Below are 15463 nucleotides of genomic sequence, written 5' to 3'. Positions count from 1 at the left end.
CCCTTCGACAGGCTCAGGGAAGCGGAGGGGGGCTGGCTACTTTAGAGAATGGCTACCTTTGAATATGGCCACTTCCAAGTACGACTACTTTGCCACTCGCCCGCTCTTAAACTTCTGGCTCGCCCCATAGCGGGTCTTGCGCGTGCCGGGCTTGCCCTCGTTGCTCCGTCCCATGATCGGCGCTTTCGACTGTTCATGCGCGGGCAGGCCAAGCTCCTCGGCCTCCAGCGAACGAATCTCATCGCGAATCCGCCCGGCAGTCTCGAACTCGAGATCACCAGCGGCCTTGCGCATCTTGACCTCAAGTTCCTCGATATAGCCGCGCAAATTGTGCCCAACCATGTGCGGACGGTCGTCATCAATCGGGATCGTCACCTGATCGCGCGAGGACAAATGCCCGATCACGTCCGAAATATTGCGCTTGATCGTCATCGGCGTGATGCCGTGCAGCGCGTTATATTCCATCTGCTTCTCACGCCGCCGATCCGTCTCGCGCATCGCCCGTTCCATGCTGCCGGTAATCCGGTCGGCATAGAGGATCACCCGCCCGTCGACGTTACGCGCCGCGCGCCCGATGGTCTGGATCAGCGAGGTTTCCGACCGCAAAAACCCTTCCTTGTCGGCGTCCAATATCGCCACTAGCCCGCATTCGGGAATATCCAGTCCCTCGCGCAACAGGTTGATCCCGATCAGCACGTCATAAACACCCAGCCGCAGATCGCGGATCAACTCGATACGTTCCAGCGTCTCGACATCGCTATGCATATAACGGACCTTGATTCCCGCCTCGTGCAGATACTCGGTCAAATCCTCGGCCATCCGCTTGGTCAGCGTCGTGACCAAAGTTCGATACCCCTGCGCTGTTACCTTGCGGATTTCGTTGATCACGTCGTCGACCTGATCCTCGACGGGCTTGATCTCCACCGGCGGGTCGATCAACCCAGTCGGACGAATGACCTGTTCGGCAAAAACGCCGCCGGTCTGCTCCATCTCCCACGGCCCCGGCGTCGCCGAAACGCACACCGTCTGCGGGCGCATCGCATCCCATTCGTTGAAACGCAGCGGTCGGTTGTCGATGGCCGACGGCAGGCGAAACCCATATTCCGCCAGCGTCAGTTTCCGCCGGTGATCGCCCCGTGACATACCGTTGACCTGCCCGATGGTGACATGACTCTCATCCACGAACAGCAGCGCATTTTCGGGCAGATATTCGAACAGGGTCGGTGGCGGTTCACCCGGCAAGCGTCCGGTCAGGAACCGCGAATAATTCTCGATGCCCGCACAACTGCCCGTCGCCCCAATCATCTCCAGATCGAAATTCGTCCGTTGCTCCAGACGCTGCGCCTCCAGCAACTTGCCCTCCAGCACCAACTCTTTCAACCGCTCGCTCAGTTCATGCTTGATCGCGTCCATCGCCTGTTTCATCGTCGGGCCGGGCGTGACGTAGTGGCTGTTCGCGTAAATCCGCACCGAATCCAGCGTCGCCGATTTCTTCCCCGTCAGCGGATCGAACTCGACAATCCCCTCGATCTCGTCACCGAAGAAACTGATCCGCCACGCGCTGTCTTCATAATGCGACGGGAAAATCTCCAGATTGTCGCCCCGCACCCGGAAATTTCCGCGCTGAAACGCCGCATCGTTGCGTTTATACTGAAGCGCGACGAGCTTGCGCACGATCTCCGACAAATCGGCACCCGCACCTTTTTTCAGATCGAAGATCATCGCCGAATAAGTCTCGACCGACCCGATACCGTAAAGGCACGACACCGAAGCCACGATAATCACATCGTCGCGTTCCAGCAGCGAACGCGTCGCCGAATGGCGCATCCGATCGATCGACTCGTTGGTCGAACTTTCCTTCTCGATGTAGGTATCCGACCGCGCGACATAGGCTTCGGGCTGGTAATAATCATAGTAACTGACGAAATATTCGACCGCATTATCGGGGAAAAAGCTCTTCATTTCCCCGTACAACTGCGCCGCCAATATCTTGTTCGGCGCAAGGATCAGCGCAGGCCGCTGCAACTCCTCGATCACCCGCGCCATTGTGAAGGTCTTGCCCGACCCCGTCACGCCCAGCAGAACCTGATTACGCTCGCCGTCCAGCGCCGTCGCTACAAGCTCCTTGATCGCCGTCGGCTGATCTCCCGCCGCTTCATAATCGGAAACGACCTTGAACGGCTTGCTCCCCTCGGTCTTCTCCGGTCGCGTCGGGCGATGCGGGACAAAGCTCTCGTTGGTTTCAGGCTCAGCGAGCGAGGTGCGGATTTGAATTGCCATAAGTTCTGGATATGGTGCCTCGCAAAGACGGGCGCAACGTCACAGATATTGGGAGAATATTGCCATGAAATACCTCATCGTCCTGACACCGCTGCTTTTGCTCGCCTGTAACAAAGGTCCAGAGGTCAGCGCCAAGAATGCCTCGGTCGAAGAAGTCGCCGCCAAGGCAAAGACCGCGCTGAAAATCGAACCCGGCCTGTGGACCTCCAATACCCAGATCCTTGCGGTCGAAATGCCCGGCCTCAAGGACAAGCGGATGGCCGAACAGATCACGAATTCGATGAAAACCAATAAGGCCACCGATTTCACTCATTGCGTGACCCCCGCCGAAGCCGAAAAACCATCGTCCGAAATGTTCGCGGGCAAGGCGAATGGTCAATGCAAATACGACAATTTCCAGATGGGAAATGGCCGCATCGACGCCACGATGACCTGCACGCCACAGGGTGGCACCATGAAGATGACGATGAACGGCACCTATTCCTCGACCGCCTATGACATGACGATGAACATGGTCACTTCGAACCCACAAATGCCCGGCGGCGGCATGTCGATGAAGGCACACACAAAGGGCGCGCGGACTGGGGTTTGCAAGGCTTGAGCCGTTGCCGTTCACAGACTTTGCCGGAATTTTACCTTTTACGGCGATTAACGCCCGAATGAGCTGAACTTCGGCTTGGCTAACGGGGGAAATCGGGTGAGGTTTTGTGGGTTGGTAGTTACCGGAGCAGCACTCGTTCTTGCCGGCTGCGGCCCTACCGGCGTTCCGCTCGAGCGGGGACAATGGCAGATTTCAACCACCTTCGGCACGCCAAAGGTTGATGGTGCATCGATAGACGAACTGCGCAAAAGCCTGCCGGCCGACAAAAGCTCGAGCGAATGCACCACGCCTTACATTCGCACAGGCGCTGAGGTGATGAGATATTTCAACCTTCGCCAGAACAAATGCGAAATGACAGGCGCATCAAGTGAAAACGGCGTCATTCATGGAGAAGGCAATTGCTCGGGCGTCGCGCAGATGATGGGCGGCCCGGAACAGAAAGACGCTTGGGTAAAGCTCGACGGGACTTATGGACAAAGATCGATCGATGTCACCGCCGATTTCGTCATCACCATGAAAACCAAACAGGGCGAAACGCATCGCGCGACCTTCACTGCCTCACACAAAGCCGAACGCATCGGTAAGTGTTCGTGATCGCGTCAGCGGGGTTCAGGGTCGGAGTAATCAACGGGTTTGTCGCCAGAGCGCTCCCTTAATACTCGTTCACGCCCGACCGTGGGGTTTACGCGAACGTCAACTTAGAGGTAACATATTATCGATGACAGATAAGTTCGATCCCGTTCAATTCGCGTCGATATTGATCAACCACGGCCACAACGCGCTGATCGGCACGCAATATCATGCGCATGGCGATGATTGGGTCGAACTTTTGCTTCCATATCGCGAAGATCTCGTCAGCGACCCACTCACTGGAATACTCGCATCCGGGCCGATTTTCACCCTGATGGACATGGCGACAAGTATGGCGATCTGGTTGAAATCAGGACGATTTCGTCCGCAAGCGACGCTCGATATGCGTGTCGATTATCTGCGGCCTGCAACACCTGGAAAAACCGTGGTCGGGCGCGGCCAATGCTATCGGCTGACCAAAAGTATCGGGTTTGCCCGCGGCGAAGCGCATGATGGAGATCCCTCCGACCCACTCGCCCATGTCGCTGGCACATTCATGTTTACCGATGTCGAATAACCTCAATCCCGCCAGCACCGGATCGCCCTATGCCGATGCTCTGGGCATCCGGCGAGTTCGCGAAAGCGATCGCGAGATTCTTGCAATGCCGTTCGGCGATCACCTGATCGGCAGGCCCGGTTTCCTGCATGGCGGTGCGATTAGCGGACTGGTTGAAAACGCGGCCTGGTTCATGCTCCGCGATGCGCTGGGACTCGAGGCTCCCCCATATTCAAACCGATCACGATCACGGTCGACTTCCTGCGCGGCGGCAAGACCATCGAAACCTATGCGGCCGCAAAGATCATCAGGCTCGGTCGCCGACTTGCCGTGGTCGAAGCGTGGGGCTGGCAAGAAGAAGAGGCCAGTCCAATCGTTCGGGCTGACCTCAAATTTCTTATCGTTCGTTAGTTACGTGAGACGAACTTTAGCGACAGCGCTGAACGCGGGCCCAACCGCCACGATAGCCGTCCCAGACCCGCTCGCTCCAGCAGTTACGATAGTTGCGATAACGCGGGCCGTCGTAATAATAGCTGTCGCGATAAACCGGGCCTTCATAATAACCGCCCGGATAATAGCCGCGATCATAATAGCGGCCGCGATTGTCCGATGCGATCGCCGCACCAACGGCAAGACCCAATATCCCGGCACCAACCGCGAGCCCCGCGCCATTGCCGCGGTACCCGTGATAGCCTCCATGATATCCGCCACGATAACCACCACCGTAACGCTGTGCTTCGGCTGGAGCGGCGGTGCCTAAAGCACTGGCACCCAACGCCAGGCCAAGCACGACTTTGTTCAACATTCCCATTTCATATCTCCTAATGCGTCGACCCCGAGAGGAACACGCAGCATCATGATAAACGACTCACCATGCCGACTGGTTTCATAATGGGCGACCCACGCTGAACCGGGAGCGAATGAGGCGTTAATAATGGCGACAGAAACGGGATGTGCGCCACAACCTCCCTAAAATTCCAAATTACTGATGTGGAAGCATCATCGCTCACCCATCCCATCTCGCTCCCAAACCCCTCTAAAATATAGGCTAGAATCGAAAAAACGTTTCTGTCCGAATTGGCTGTTCTATTGAATTTGCAAATTCACATTTGTGCAGGCCGAGGATTTGCGGAATGGTGAGTCCGTATTTTTCCGTGAAGGGCATCCATGCAGTCGATCATCGAAGATCTGGAACAACGTCGCGCGGTTGCGCGCTTGGGCGGCGGTCAAAAGCGCATCGACGCGCAGCATTCCAAGGGACGCCTAACCGCGCGTGAACGCCTCGACGTGCTGCTCGACGAAGGCTCATTTGAAGAGCTCGATATGTATGTCGAGCACAATTGCGTCGACTTCGGAATGCACGAAACGATCATCCCTGGCGATGGCGTCGTCACGGGCTCCGGCACGATCAACGGCCGCCTCGTATTTGTATTCAGCCAGGATTTCACCGTCTTCGGCGGGTCGCTGTCCGAACGTCACGCGCAGAAAATCTGCAAGGTGATGGACTCTGCGATGAAGGTCGGCGCGCCTGTCATCGGCATCAACGACAGCGGCGGCGCGCGTATTCAAGAGGGCGTAGCATCGCTCGGCGGATATGCCGAAGTGTTCCAGCGCAACGTGCTGGCATCGGGCGTCATCCCACAGCTCAGCCTCATCATGGGTCCATGCGCAGGTGGCGCGGTTTACTCGCCCGCCATGACCGACTTCATCTTCATGGTGAAGGATACGAGCTATATGTTTGTGACCGGGCCGGAAGTCGTAAAGACCGTAACCAACGAAATCGTAACGCAGGAAGCGCTCGGTGGCGCGCTCACGCACACGACCAAATCGGGCGTCGCGGACAATGCATTCGAAAACGACATCGAGACGTTGTTGGCCGCGCGCGACCTGATCGACTTCCTGCCCGAATCGAACCGTTCGCCTGTCCCAGAGCGCCCCACGGCGGACGAATGGGACCGTATCGAAGATAGCCTCGACACGCTGATCCCCGCCAACGCCAACCAGCCCTATGATATGCACGAGATCATTCGGAAGACGCTGGATGAGGGCGATTTCTTTGAAATCCAGCCAGCACACGCAGGCAACATCCTGATCGGTTTCGGTCGGATAGAGGGCCGCACGGTCGGCGTGGTCGCCAATCAGCCGATGGTCCTTGCCGGTTGCCTCGACATCAATTCGTCAAAGAAAGCCGCGCGTTTCGTGCGTTTCTGCGATGCGTTCGACATTCCGATCATCACCTTCGTCGATGTCCCCGGCTTCTTGCCCGGCGTCGGACAGGAACACAGCGGCATCATCAAACACGGCGCGAAACTGTTGTTCGCCTATGCCGAAGCGACCGTACCAAAAATCACGGTCATCACGCGCAAAGCCTATGGCGGCGCGTATGACGTGATGGCCTCCAAGCATCTGCGCGGTGACCTCAACTACGCATGGCCGACAGCCGAAATCGCAGTGATGGGTGCAAAGGGTGCCGTAGAAATCATCTTCCGTGGCAAGACCGCAGAAGAAATTGCCGAACGCACCAAGGAATACGAAGCCCGCTTCGCCAACCCCTTCGTCGCCGCAAGCAAGGGTTTCATCGACGAGGTCATCATGCCCCACGCCACCCGCAAGCGCATCGCGACGGGACTACGGAAGCTCCGGAACAAGGTTCTGGAAAATCCGTGGAAAAAGCATGACAACATCCCGCTTTAAGGCTCGAACATGAAACTAGGCCGCCTCAACCACGTCGGCGTCGCAACGCCCTCCATCGAAGCCAGCGTCGCCCATTGGCGCGACGTGATGGGTGCGACCAAGATCCATGAACCTTTCGACCTGCCCGCGCAGGGCGTGAAGGTCTGCTTCGTTGATACCCCCAACGCGCAGATCGAATTGATCGAACCACTGGGTGCAGATTCGCCGATCCACGGTTTCCTCGCGAAAAACCCACTCGGCGGACAGCATCACATCTGCTTCGAAGTGCCCGACATCCACGCCGCCCGCGATGAGTTCATCGCACTCGGCAAACGCGTCCTCGGCGAACCCCGCATCGGCGCGCACGGCACCCTCATCTTCTTCGTCCACCCAAAAGACATGGGCGGGATGCTGACCGAAATCATGGAGACTCCAAATGGCAACCACTGACGAGTGGGCCGCCGCCGCTGCCAAAGAGGTTAAGGGCAAAGACCTCACTTGGCACACCGCTGAAGGTATCGACGTCAAACCGCTCTACACAGCGGACGACGTGGCCGGCATCGATCCCGGCCTCCCCGGCTTCGCACCGTTCACGCGCGGCGTTCGTGCGTCGATGTACGCCGGTCGCCCGTGGACGATCCGCCAGTACGCAGGCTTCTCGACCGCCGAAGCCTCAAACGCATTTTATCACCGCAATTTGAAAGCGGGCCAGAAGGGCCTCTCGGTCGCCTTCGATCTCGCCACCCATCGCGGTTACGACAGCGACCATCCGCGCGTCACCGGCGATGTCGGCAAAGCGGGCGTCGCCATCGACACCATCGACGACATGAAAATTCTGTTCGACGGTATCCCACTCGACAAGATGTCAGTCAGCATGACGATGAACGGCGCGGTCATTCCGATCCTCGCCTTTTTCATCGTCGCGGGCGAAGAACAGGGCGTCCCCCAGGAATTGCTCGACGGCACCATTCAGAACGACATTCTGAAGGAGTTCATGGTCCGCAACACCTATATCTACCCACCCGAACCGTCGATGCGGATCATCTCCGACATCTTCGGCTACACCTCGCGCCATATGCCAAAGTTCAACAGCATCTCGATTTCCGGCTATCACATGCAGGAAGCCGGCGCGACGCAGGTTCAGGAGCTCGCCTTCACCATCGCCGACGGTGCCGAATACGTCCGCTACGGCGTCGCATCCGGCCTCGACATCGACAAGTTCGCCGGTCGCCTCAGCTTCTTTTTCGCCATCGGCATGAACTTCTTCATGGAGATCGCCAAGCTGCGCGCCGCCCGCGTGTTGTGGCATCGCGTGATGACGAACATGGGCGCAAAGGACGAACGCTCGAAAATGCTGCGGACGCATTGCCAGACCAGCGGCGTCTCGCTGACCGAGCAAGATCCATATAACAACGTCATGCGCACCACGATCGAGGCGATGGCCGCGATGCTGGGCGGCACCCAGTCGCTGCACACCAACGCGCTCGACGAAGCCATCGCGCTGCCCACCGATTTCTCCGCCCGTATTGCGCGCAACACGCAGATCGTGATTCAGGAAGAAACGGGGATGACCAAAGTCGTCGATCCCCTCGGCGGCTCTTACTACGTCGAAGCCCTAACCGCCGAACTGGTCGACAAGGCATGGGCGATCATCGAAAAGGTCGAAGCTGACGGCGGCATGGCAAAGGCCGTAGCTGCCGGTTGGCCCAAATCCATGATCGAGGAAGCCGCCGCCGCACGTCAGGCCCGCGTCGATCGCGCCGAGGACGTCATCGTCGGCGTCAACAAATACCGGCTCGAAACCGAAGACCATCTCGACACGCTCGACATCGACAACGACATGGTCCGCGAAGGCCAGATCGCCCGGATCAAGCGCGTGAAGGCCGGTCGCGATGCCGCCGCCTGCGAAGCTGCACTGACCGCCTTGCGTGAAGGTGCAGCCCAGCCGTCCAGCATCGAAAACAACCTGCTCGGCCTGGCCGTAAAAGCTGCCCGTGCCCGCGCCACCCTCGGCGAAATATCGGCGGCGATGGAGGAGAGCTTCGGCCGCTACGGCACGACACCAACGCCTGTAAAAGGCGTCTATGGCGCGCCCTATGAAGGCGATCCGCGCTGGAATCAGGTACTAAGTGGCGTGTTGGCCGTCGAACGCCGCATGGGCCGCAAGCCAAAGATCATGATCGCCAAAATGGGTCAGGACGGCCATGATCGCGGTGCCAACATCATCGCTTCTGCGTTCGGCGACATGGGATTCGAAATCGTCTCCGGTCCGCTGTTCCAGACCCCTGAAGAAACCGTGGTCGTCGCGATCGAAAACGGCGTGGACATCGTCGGCGCGTCGAGCCTTGCCGCAGGGCACAAATCGCTGATTCCCGAACTGATCCGCCAGCTTCGCGAACACGGCCGCAACGATATCAAGGTTATCGCCGGCGGCGTCATCCCCCCACAGGATTATGATTTCCTCCGCAATGCAGGTGTTGCGGGGATATACGGTCCTGGAACCAACGTAGTCGAAGCAGCAGCCGATGTGCTGCGCCTGCTCGGCCACAATATGCCACCACAAGAAGAAAGCATCGCCGCAGAATGATTGCGCTTCTCATCATGGCCGCCGCAGCAACTTGCGCCGATGCGACAACACAGCTTGAGATGACCATGTGCGCGGGCAACGACGCGGCCCGCGCCGATGTGAATATCAACCGTCAGTGGTCAGTGACGTACGGCGTTATGAAAAAGCGCGATGGGTCCGACAAAACGCGCGGCGGTGGCCCCGGTTACGCGCCTACCCTGCTCGCAGCTCAGCGCGCATGGCTGCAATTCCGCGACAAACAATGCGTGGTCGAAGGGCTGGAATACTCCGGCGGGTCAATGCAACCGATGATCATTGCCAGTTGCCGGGCGCGCATGACCGACATGCGGACGAAACAATTAGCCAAACTGGTGGAATCCAAATGAACATTGCAGTAAAAATTCCGCTGGTGTCGAGCGGAGTCAGAACCGACTGGACGCGCCCTGAAATCGCCGCCCTGTTCGACCTGCCCTTCGACGAACTCGTCTTCCGCGCGCAGACCGTCCACCGCACCAACCACACGGCCAGCGAAGTCCAGCTTTGCACCCTGCTGTCAATCAAGACTGGCGGCTGTCCGGAAGACTGCGGTTACTGCTCGCAATCGTCATCGTCCGACTCCGGTCTGAAAGCCGAAAAGCTGATGGACGTCGGTGCCGTCCTCGCCTCCGCTCGCGAAGCCAAGGAAGCCGGATCGCAACGTTTCTGCATGGGTGCCGCATGGCGCAACCCCAAGGATCGTGACATGGATGCCATCGTTGAGATGGTCGAAGGCGTCCGCGCAATGGGCCTCGAAACCTGTATGACACTCGGCATGTTGACCGGCGACCAGGCGCGGCGCCTGGGCGATGCGGGCCTCGATTACTATAACCACAACATCGACACGTCGCCCGAGAATTACGGCAACGTCATCACGACGCGCACGTTTCAGGATCGACTCGACACGCTTTCCGAAGTGCGTGACGCTGGCATCTCTGTCTGCTGCGGCGGCATTGTCGGCATGGGCGAAACCCGCGCCGATCGTGTCGGCTTCGTCCACGCCCTCGCCACCCTGCCGAAACATCCCGAAAGCGTGCCCGTAAACGCGCTAGTGCCGGTGCGCGGCACGGTGCTGGGCGATATGCTTGCCGATACGCCGATGGCAAAACTGGACGACATCGAATTCGTCCGCACCATCGCGGTCGCCCGCATCACAATGCCACTCAGCATGGTCCGCCTGTCCGCAGGCCGCGAAAGCATGAGCGATGCGACACAGGCACTCGCCTTCATGGCAGGCGCGAACAGCATCTTCACCGGCGACAAACTGCTCACGACTGGCAACGCAGGCGGCGGCGCGGATAACGCCCTGTTTGCAAAGCTCGGGCTAAAACCGATGGAAGGTGTCGAACCGATGCGAGTCCCCGCCGAATAGCGCCCCGCAGCCACCTTCCTTTACCGCTTCAAATAAACGGGAAACCGCCAACGTGTTCAAAAAAATCCTGATCGCCAACCGTGGCGAAATCGCTTGCCGGGTCATTCGCACGGCCAAAAAAATGGGCATCGCCACCGTCGCCGTTTACTCGGACGCCGACGCGCGCAGCCCGTTCGTGTTGATGGCCGACGAAGCCGTCCACATCGGTCCTTCGCCCGCCGCGCAGTCGTATCTGCTGGCCGACAAGATCATCGAAGCCTGCAAGGCGACCGGCGCTGAAGCCGTTCACCCCGGCTACGGCTTCCTGTCTGAACGCACGTCATTCGCGCAGGCGCTTGCCGACAATGGCATTGCTTTCATCGGCCCCCCTATCGGCGCGATCGCCGCAATGGGCGACAAGATCGAATCCAAAAAGCTGGCAAAGGCCGCTGGCGTTTCGGTCGTTCCCGGCTTCGTCGGTGAAATCGACAGCACCGAACACGCGGTCGAAATCGCGGGCGGCATCGGCTATCCGGTAATGATGAAGGCCTCCGCAGGCGGCGGCGGCAAGGGTATGCGCCTCGCCTGGTCGGAACAGGATGTCCGCGAAGGCTTCGAAGCAACCAAGCGCGAAGGGCTTGCCAGTTTCGGCGACGATCGCGTCTTCATCGAAAAGTTCATCGTCAGCCCGCACCACATCGAAATCCAGATTTTGGGCGATCAGCACGGCACGATCCTGTATCTCGGCGAACGCGAATGCTCGATCCAGCGCCGCCACCAGAAGGTTGTCGAGGAGGCTCCATCGCCCTTCGTCACGCCCGAAATGCGTAAGGAAATGGGCGAACAGGCCGTCGCCCTCGCCCGCGCGGTGGGCTATTATTCCGCAGGAACGGTCGAACTGATCGTCGGCGCGGACAAGAGCTTCTACTTCCTTGAAATGAACACCCGGCTTCAGGTCGAACATCCCGTCACCGAGTACATCACCGGCGTCGATCTGGTCGAACAGATGATCCGCGTCGCTTATGGTGAAAAGCTCCCGATGACGCAGGATGAGGTCAAACTCACCGGCTGGGCCATCGAAAACCGCGTTTATGCCGAAGACCCTTATCGCGGCTTCCTGCCATCGACCGGGCGTCTCGTGCGCTATCAGCCACCCGAAGAAATCAACGGCGTCCGCGTGGACGATGGCGTGAAGGAAGGCGGCGAAGTCTCGATCTTCTACGATCCGATGATCGCCAAACTCATCACCTATGGCGAAACCCGCGAAGAGGCGATCGACAAGCAGATTCTCGCGCTCGACCAGTTCGAGTTGGAAGGCGTCGGCCACAATCTCGATTTCCTGTCGGCCATCATGCAGCATCCACGCTTCCGTGCCGGGAACCTGACGACGGGCTTCATTGCAGAGGAATATCCCGACGGCTTCCATGGCGCGCCTGCCAGCGCGGACCTGCTCCGCTCGCTCGCCGCCATCGCCGCCTTTGCTGCCACGGCAGAAGCCGACCGCGCTCGCCGCGTGGATGGCCAACTCGGCAAGCGCCTGTCGCCACCATCCTCGTGGCAAGTCCTGATCGACGGCACCGCGCACGACGTCCTGCTCGCCGGTGACGAAATCACCGTGGACGGCGTGCCGCTCGACCTCGAAATGGAATACACTCCCGGCGACCGTATCATCGAAGCCGAAATCGGTGACGAACCGCTGGCCGTGAAAATCGTCCGCACACGCGCCGGGTTCAAACTGACCACGCGCGGGGCCAGCCATGCCGTCCGCGTCCTGCCCGCGCACGTTGCGCCGCTGGCACGGCACATGATCGAAAAAATCCCACCCGACATGTCGCGCTTCCTGCTCGCCCCTATGCCGGGCCTGCTTGTCGCGCTCCATGTTGAGGCCGGTGAAAAGGTCGAGGCTGGGCAACCGCTGGCAGTCGTGGAAGCCATGAAAATGGAGAACATCCTCCGTGCAGAGAAGTCGGGCACCGTCAAAAGCCTGAGCGCTGCGGCGGGTGATAGCCTTGCTGTGGATGCCGTCATTCTTGAAATGGAATAAGTGCGGTTTAGGACTGGCGTGATTACAGATTTGCGACGGACGGATTAGTCGGGCAAAGGCCCACTAATTCATTCGGAAAACCAGCCATTCGCCAGATCGCCGTCCTACCCTATCGCACCGACGATGCTTCGCGCGTCAGCATTCTGCTGGTGACGTCGCGCGGCACCGGGCGATGGGTCGTGCCAAAAGGCAATCGGATCACCGGCCTTAGCCCGCACGCGGCGGCCGCGCATGAAGCTGAGGAGGAAGCGGGTGTTCTTGGCGCGGTCTGCCCAACGCCGCTCGGCAAGTTTCGCTATCGCAAGACCCGCAACAATGGCGCGTCGTTGATGGCCGATGTCTCGCTGTTTCCGTTCGCGGTGACAGAGGAACTGGATGACTGGCTTGAGTCTGGCGAACGCGAACGGCGCTGGTTCCCGCTTGAGGAAGCGGCAGCGGCGGTAAATGAGCCGGACCTTGCCGCACTCATCCGTAATTTTCGTGCCAGCGACGTTGCGGCGTTGACGGCACAGGCGAACAAAACATTCGGCGCAACGCGCCTCGGGGGAAATTCGATGCTACGGTGGTTTCAGTCGATGATGCCCAAACAGGGCAATTTTTTCGAACTGTTCGAAGCACATACGGTCACGCTGATCGGCGGCGCGGACGCGCTTGCCCGGCTGCTTCAGGGCGGCCCCGGCATGAACGATCACATCAAGGAAATCTTCGAGCGCGAGCATGAGGCCGACGATATCACGCGCGAAGTGCTGCAAAGCGTCCGCCGCACCTTCATCACGCCGTTCGACCGCAGCGCGATTACCAGCCTGATCGGGGTCATGGACGACGCCATCGACCAGATGAACGGCACCGCCAAAGCCATCGCATTATACGAGGTAAAGACCTTCGAACCGCAGATGCGCGACATGGCAGGCATCATCGTCGATGCTGCCCGCGTTACAGCCGAAGCGATCCCCTGCTTCGCAATGTCGCCAACAATGCCGGTCGGCTGCATGATTTGACCGAACGCCTCGTTACGATGGAAGGCCACGCCGATGAAATTCACGATCGCGGGTTGAAGGCATTGTTCAAGGCCAATGCAGAATCACCGATGCAGTTCATCGTCGGCCGCGAAATCTACCAGCATCTGGAACGCACGATCGACCGATTCGAGGATGTCGCAAACGAGATCCAGGGTCTCGTGATCGATCACGCTTAATTTCGTGCACGAAGCCACTCTCGCCTTTCCGCTGCTCGTCGCGCTGATCGCCATCGCGCTCGGGTTCGATTTTCTCAACGGTCGCAACGATGCGGGAAACGCCATAGCTACGGTCGTCGCAACACGCGTGCTGTCACCCGGTCGCGCGGTCGCCTTCGCCGCTTTCTTCAACTTCGCCGCAATCTTTGTGTTCGGCCTTCATGTCGCCGAAACCGTCGGCAAGGGGATCGTTGATGCCAGCATCGTCACTCCCGCTGTCGTGTTCGGTGCGTTAATCGGCGCAATTTGCTGGAATATGATAACCTGGTGGTTCGGCATCCCCTCCTCGTCCAGCCACGCGCTCGTCGGCGGGTTGCTGGGCGCAGGCACGGCAAAGGCAGGCTTCGGCGCAATCGTCTGGTCAGGCGTATCCAAAACCGCAATCGCCATCGTGCTGTCGCCAACGCTCGGCATGATTATGGCGCTGCTGCTCGTCTTGCTGACATCATGGGCTTTTCTTCGCGCCAGTCCGGCGGGTGCCGACAAAAGTTTTCGTCGCCTCCAGCTCATATCCTCGGCGCTATTTTCGCTCAGCCACGGCGGCAATGACGCGCAGAAAACAATGGGTATCATCACGGTCCTGTTGTTCTCACAGGGAATGCTCGGCCCGGTCTTCCATGTTCCAATCTGGGTGATGATAAGCTGCTATCTGGCCATCGCGCTCGGCACGCTCACCGGCGGCTGGCGCATCATCGAAACGATGGGTTCGAAGATCACCCGCTTGACCCCACATCAGGGTTTCTGCGCCGAAGCGGGTGGCGCGAGTGTCATTTTCGCCGCGTCGTTCCTTGGTATTCCGGTATCGACCACGCACACCATAACCGGCGCGATCGTTGGCGTCGGAGCGGCCCGCCGCGCGTCGGCCGTACGCTGGAATATCGCCAGCCGGATTGTCATCGCATGGGTCGTAACGATCCCCGCCTCAGCAGCGATTGGCGCGATCTTCTTTGAACTGACCCGCCTGTTCCCTTAAAGAATTGAGCGTCGCAGACGGGTCATTGCAGCGATCAGATGCCGCCTAGGAAATCACGCTTGCCGATCTGAACGCCCTTGTGACGCAGTATGGCATAAGCGGTCGTTACATGAAAAAAGAAGTTCGGCAGGACGAAGTGCAGCAGAAAAGGCTGCCCCACGAAATTCAGCTCATTGTCGCGGATCTTAAAGACGATCGCCTTGTCTTCGCTTCCATCGACGCTGGCCGCCGGGACGCTTTGAATGAACGCAACGGTCCTGGCGATACGTTCTTTCAGCTCGTCGAATGTCGTTTCGGTATCTGCAAAAGCGGGAATTTCGATTCCGGCAAGACGACCAATGCCGGCTTTCGCGCCATCGGTTGCAATCTGTACCTGCTTGGCGAAGTTCAGCATATCGGGAGCCAGGCGCGCATCGATGAACTCAGCCTCATCCAGTCCGCCCGCTTTGGCAAAAGCCTGCGCAGTGTCGATAATAGCCGTCAACGCCGCAAACTGACGCAGAAAGATCGGAGCAGATGCCTGATACATTGATAACGACATATTGGACCCTTGGATGATGATATCCGAAGCGTCCTAGG

At 59.0% G+C, this 15463-nt stretch carries 13 protein-coding genes and 1 pseudogene; 11 read left to right on the top strand and 3 right to left on the bottom strand.

The annotated features are described in order from the left end of the window. Positions 1-84: 84 nt before the first annotated feature. Positions 85-2280, bottom strand: a complete 2196-nt coding sequence (uvrB, locus tag D3Y57_RS13840) for an excinuclease ABC subunit UvrB (protein ID WP_121153510.1) — start codon at positions 2278-2280, stop codon at positions 85-87. Between the two features lie 64 nt (positions 2281-2344). Here uvrB and D3Y57_RS13835 point away from each other — a divergent pair, with 64 nt between their 5' ends. From D3Y57_RS13835 to D3Y57_RS13825, 3 genes are all read left to right on the top strand, one after another. Continuing rightward, positions 2345-2881 (top strand): DUF3617 domain-containing protein, encoded by a 537-nt coding sequence (locus D3Y57_RS13835; RefSeq protein WP_121153508.1) that lies wholly within the window; start codon positions 2345-2347, stop codon positions 2879-2881. 111 nt (positions 2882-2992) lie between these two features. Then, positions 2993-3475, top strand: a complete 483-nt coding sequence (locus tag D3Y57_RS13830) for a DUF3617 domain-containing protein (RefSeq protein ID WP_162987123.1) — start codon at positions 2993-2995, stop codon at positions 3473-3475. Between the two features lie 124 nt (positions 3476-3599). Further along, positions 3600-4028, top strand: a complete 429-nt coding sequence (locus D3Y57_RS13825) for a PaaI family thioesterase (RefSeq protein WP_121153504.1) — start codon at positions 3600-3602, stop codon at positions 4026-4028. A gap of 406 nt (positions 4029-4434) precedes the next feature. Here the strand turns inward: D3Y57_RS13825 and D3Y57_RS13815 are convergent, their stop codons facing one another. Next, positions 4435-4818 carry a hypothetical protein gene (locus D3Y57_RS13815; RefSeq protein ID WP_121153502.1) on the bottom strand — a complete coding sequence of 128 codons (384 nt, stop codon included), beginning with the start codon at positions 4816-4818 and terminating at the stop codon, positions 4435-4437. A gap of 356 nt (positions 4819-5174) precedes the next feature. Between D3Y57_RS13815 and D3Y57_RS13810 the strand changes: the two genes are divergently transcribed. The 8 genes and pseudogenes from D3Y57_RS13810 (at position 5175) to D3Y57_RS13775 (ending at position 14884) form a co-directional block, all read left to right on the top strand. Then, complete coding sequence (locus D3Y57_RS13810) at positions 5175-6701, top strand: acyl-CoA carboxylase subunit beta (RefSeq protein ID WP_121153500.1); 1527 nt, start codon at positions 5175-5177, stop codon at positions 6699-6701. A 9-nt stretch (positions 6702-6710) separates the two neighbouring features. Continuing rightward, positions 6711-7130, top strand: coding sequence for a methylmalonyl-CoA epimerase (gene mce / locus D3Y57_RS13805; RefSeq protein ID WP_121153498.1), 420 nt, complete (start codon positions 6711-6713; stop codon positions 7128-7130). Continuing rightward, on the top strand, positions 7117-9267 hold the full coding sequence (scpA, locus tag D3Y57_RS13800) for a methylmalonyl-CoA mutase (RefSeq protein WP_121153496.1): 2151 nt from the start codon (positions 7117-7119) through the stop codon (positions 9265-9267). The genes mce and scpA overlap by 14 nt, the downstream gene beginning before the upstream one ends. A gap of 14 nt (positions 9268-9281) precedes the next feature. After that, positions 9282-9632 carry a lysozyme inhibitor LprI family protein gene (locus D3Y57_RS13795; RefSeq protein WP_162987122.1) on the top strand — a complete coding sequence of 117 codons (351 nt, stop codon included), beginning with the start codon at positions 9282-9284 and terminating at the stop codon, positions 9630-9632. Beyond that, the gene (gene bioB / locus D3Y57_RS13790; protein ID WP_121153492.1) at positions 9629-10654 is read left to right on the top strand and encodes a biotin synthase BioB; all 1026 of its coding nucleotides are present in this window, start codon (positions 9629-9631) and stop codon (positions 10652-10654) included. The genes D3Y57_RS13795 and bioB overlap by 4 nt, the downstream gene beginning before the upstream one ends. A 52-nt stretch (positions 10655-10706) precedes the next feature. After that, positions 10707-12677: an acetyl-CoA carboxylase biotin carboxylase subunit gene (locus D3Y57_RS13785; RefSeq protein ID WP_121153490.1), complete on the top strand. Its 1971-nt coding sequence runs from the start codon at positions 10707-10709 to the stop codon at positions 12675-12677. 86 nt (positions 12678-12763) lie between these two features. Continuing rightward, positions 12764-13872 (top strand): annotated as a pseudogene (locus D3Y57_RS13780) (DUF47 family protein). A gap of 4 nt (positions 13873-13876) precedes the next feature. Continuing rightward, positions 13877-14884, top strand: coding sequence for an inorganic phosphate transporter (locus D3Y57_RS13775; RefSeq protein ID WP_121153488.1), 1008 nt, complete (start codon positions 13877-13879; stop codon positions 14882-14884). Between the two features lie 34 nt (positions 14885-14918). Here the strand turns inward: D3Y57_RS13775 and D3Y57_RS13770 are convergent, their stop codons facing one another. Continuing rightward, complete coding sequence (locus D3Y57_RS13770; RefSeq protein ID WP_121153486.1) at positions 14919-15425, bottom strand: DUF1993 domain-containing protein; 507 nt, start codon at positions 15423-15425, stop codon at positions 14919-14921. Between the last annotated feature and the right edge of the window lie 38 nt (positions 15426-15463).

This window comes from Sphingomonas paeninsulae, from assembly GCF_003660165.1.
Classification (GTDB): Bacteria; Pseudomonadota; Alphaproteobacteria; order Sphingomonadales; family Sphingomonadaceae; genus Sphingomonas_O; species Sphingomonas_O paeninsulae.
This window is presented reverse-complemented; position numbering and strand designations above follow the sequence as displayed.

What these genes read in the sequence shown, in the direction of transcription:
- uvrB (WP_121153510.1), bottom strand. Translation starts at nt 2,280, where the DNA reads ATGGCAATTCAAATCCGCACCTCGCTCGCTGAGCCTGAAACCAACGAG.
- D3Y57_RS13835 (WP_121153508.1), top strand. Translation starts at nt 2,345, where the DNA reads ATGAAATACCTCATCGTCCTGACACCGCTGCTTTTGCTCGCCTGTAAC.
- D3Y57_RS13825 (WP_121153504.1), top strand. Translation starts at nt 3,600, where the DNA reads ATGACAGATAAGTTCGATCCCGTTCAATTCGCGTCGATATTGATCAAC.
- D3Y57_RS13815 (WP_121153502.1), bottom strand. Translation starts at nt 4,818, where the DNA reads ATGGGAATGTTGAACAAAGTCGTGCTTGGCCTGGCGTTGGGTGCCAGT.
- D3Y57_RS13810 (WP_121153500.1), top strand. Translation starts at nt 5,175, where the DNA reads ATGCAGTCGATCATCGAAGATCTGGAACAACGTCGCGCGGTTGCGCGC.
- mce (WP_121153498.1), top strand. Translation starts at nt 6,711, where the DNA reads ATGAAACTAGGCCGCCTCAACCACGTCGGCGTCGCAACGCCCTCCATC.
- scpA (WP_121153496.1), top strand. Translation starts at nt 7,117, where the DNA reads ATGGCAACCACTGACGAGTGGGCCGCCGCCGCTGCCAAAGAGGTTAAG.
- D3Y57_RS13795 (WP_162987122.1), top strand. Translation starts at nt 9,282, where the DNA reads ATGGCCGCCGCAGCAACTTGCGCCGATGCGACAACACAGCTTGAGATG.
- bioB (WP_121153492.1), top strand. Translation starts at nt 9,629, where the DNA reads ATGAACATTGCAGTAAAAATTCCGCTGGTGTCGAGCGGAGTCAGAACC.
- D3Y57_RS13770 (WP_121153486.1), bottom strand. Translation starts at nt 15,425, where the DNA reads ATGTCGTTATCAATGTATCAGGCATCTGCTCCGATCTTTCTGCGTCAG.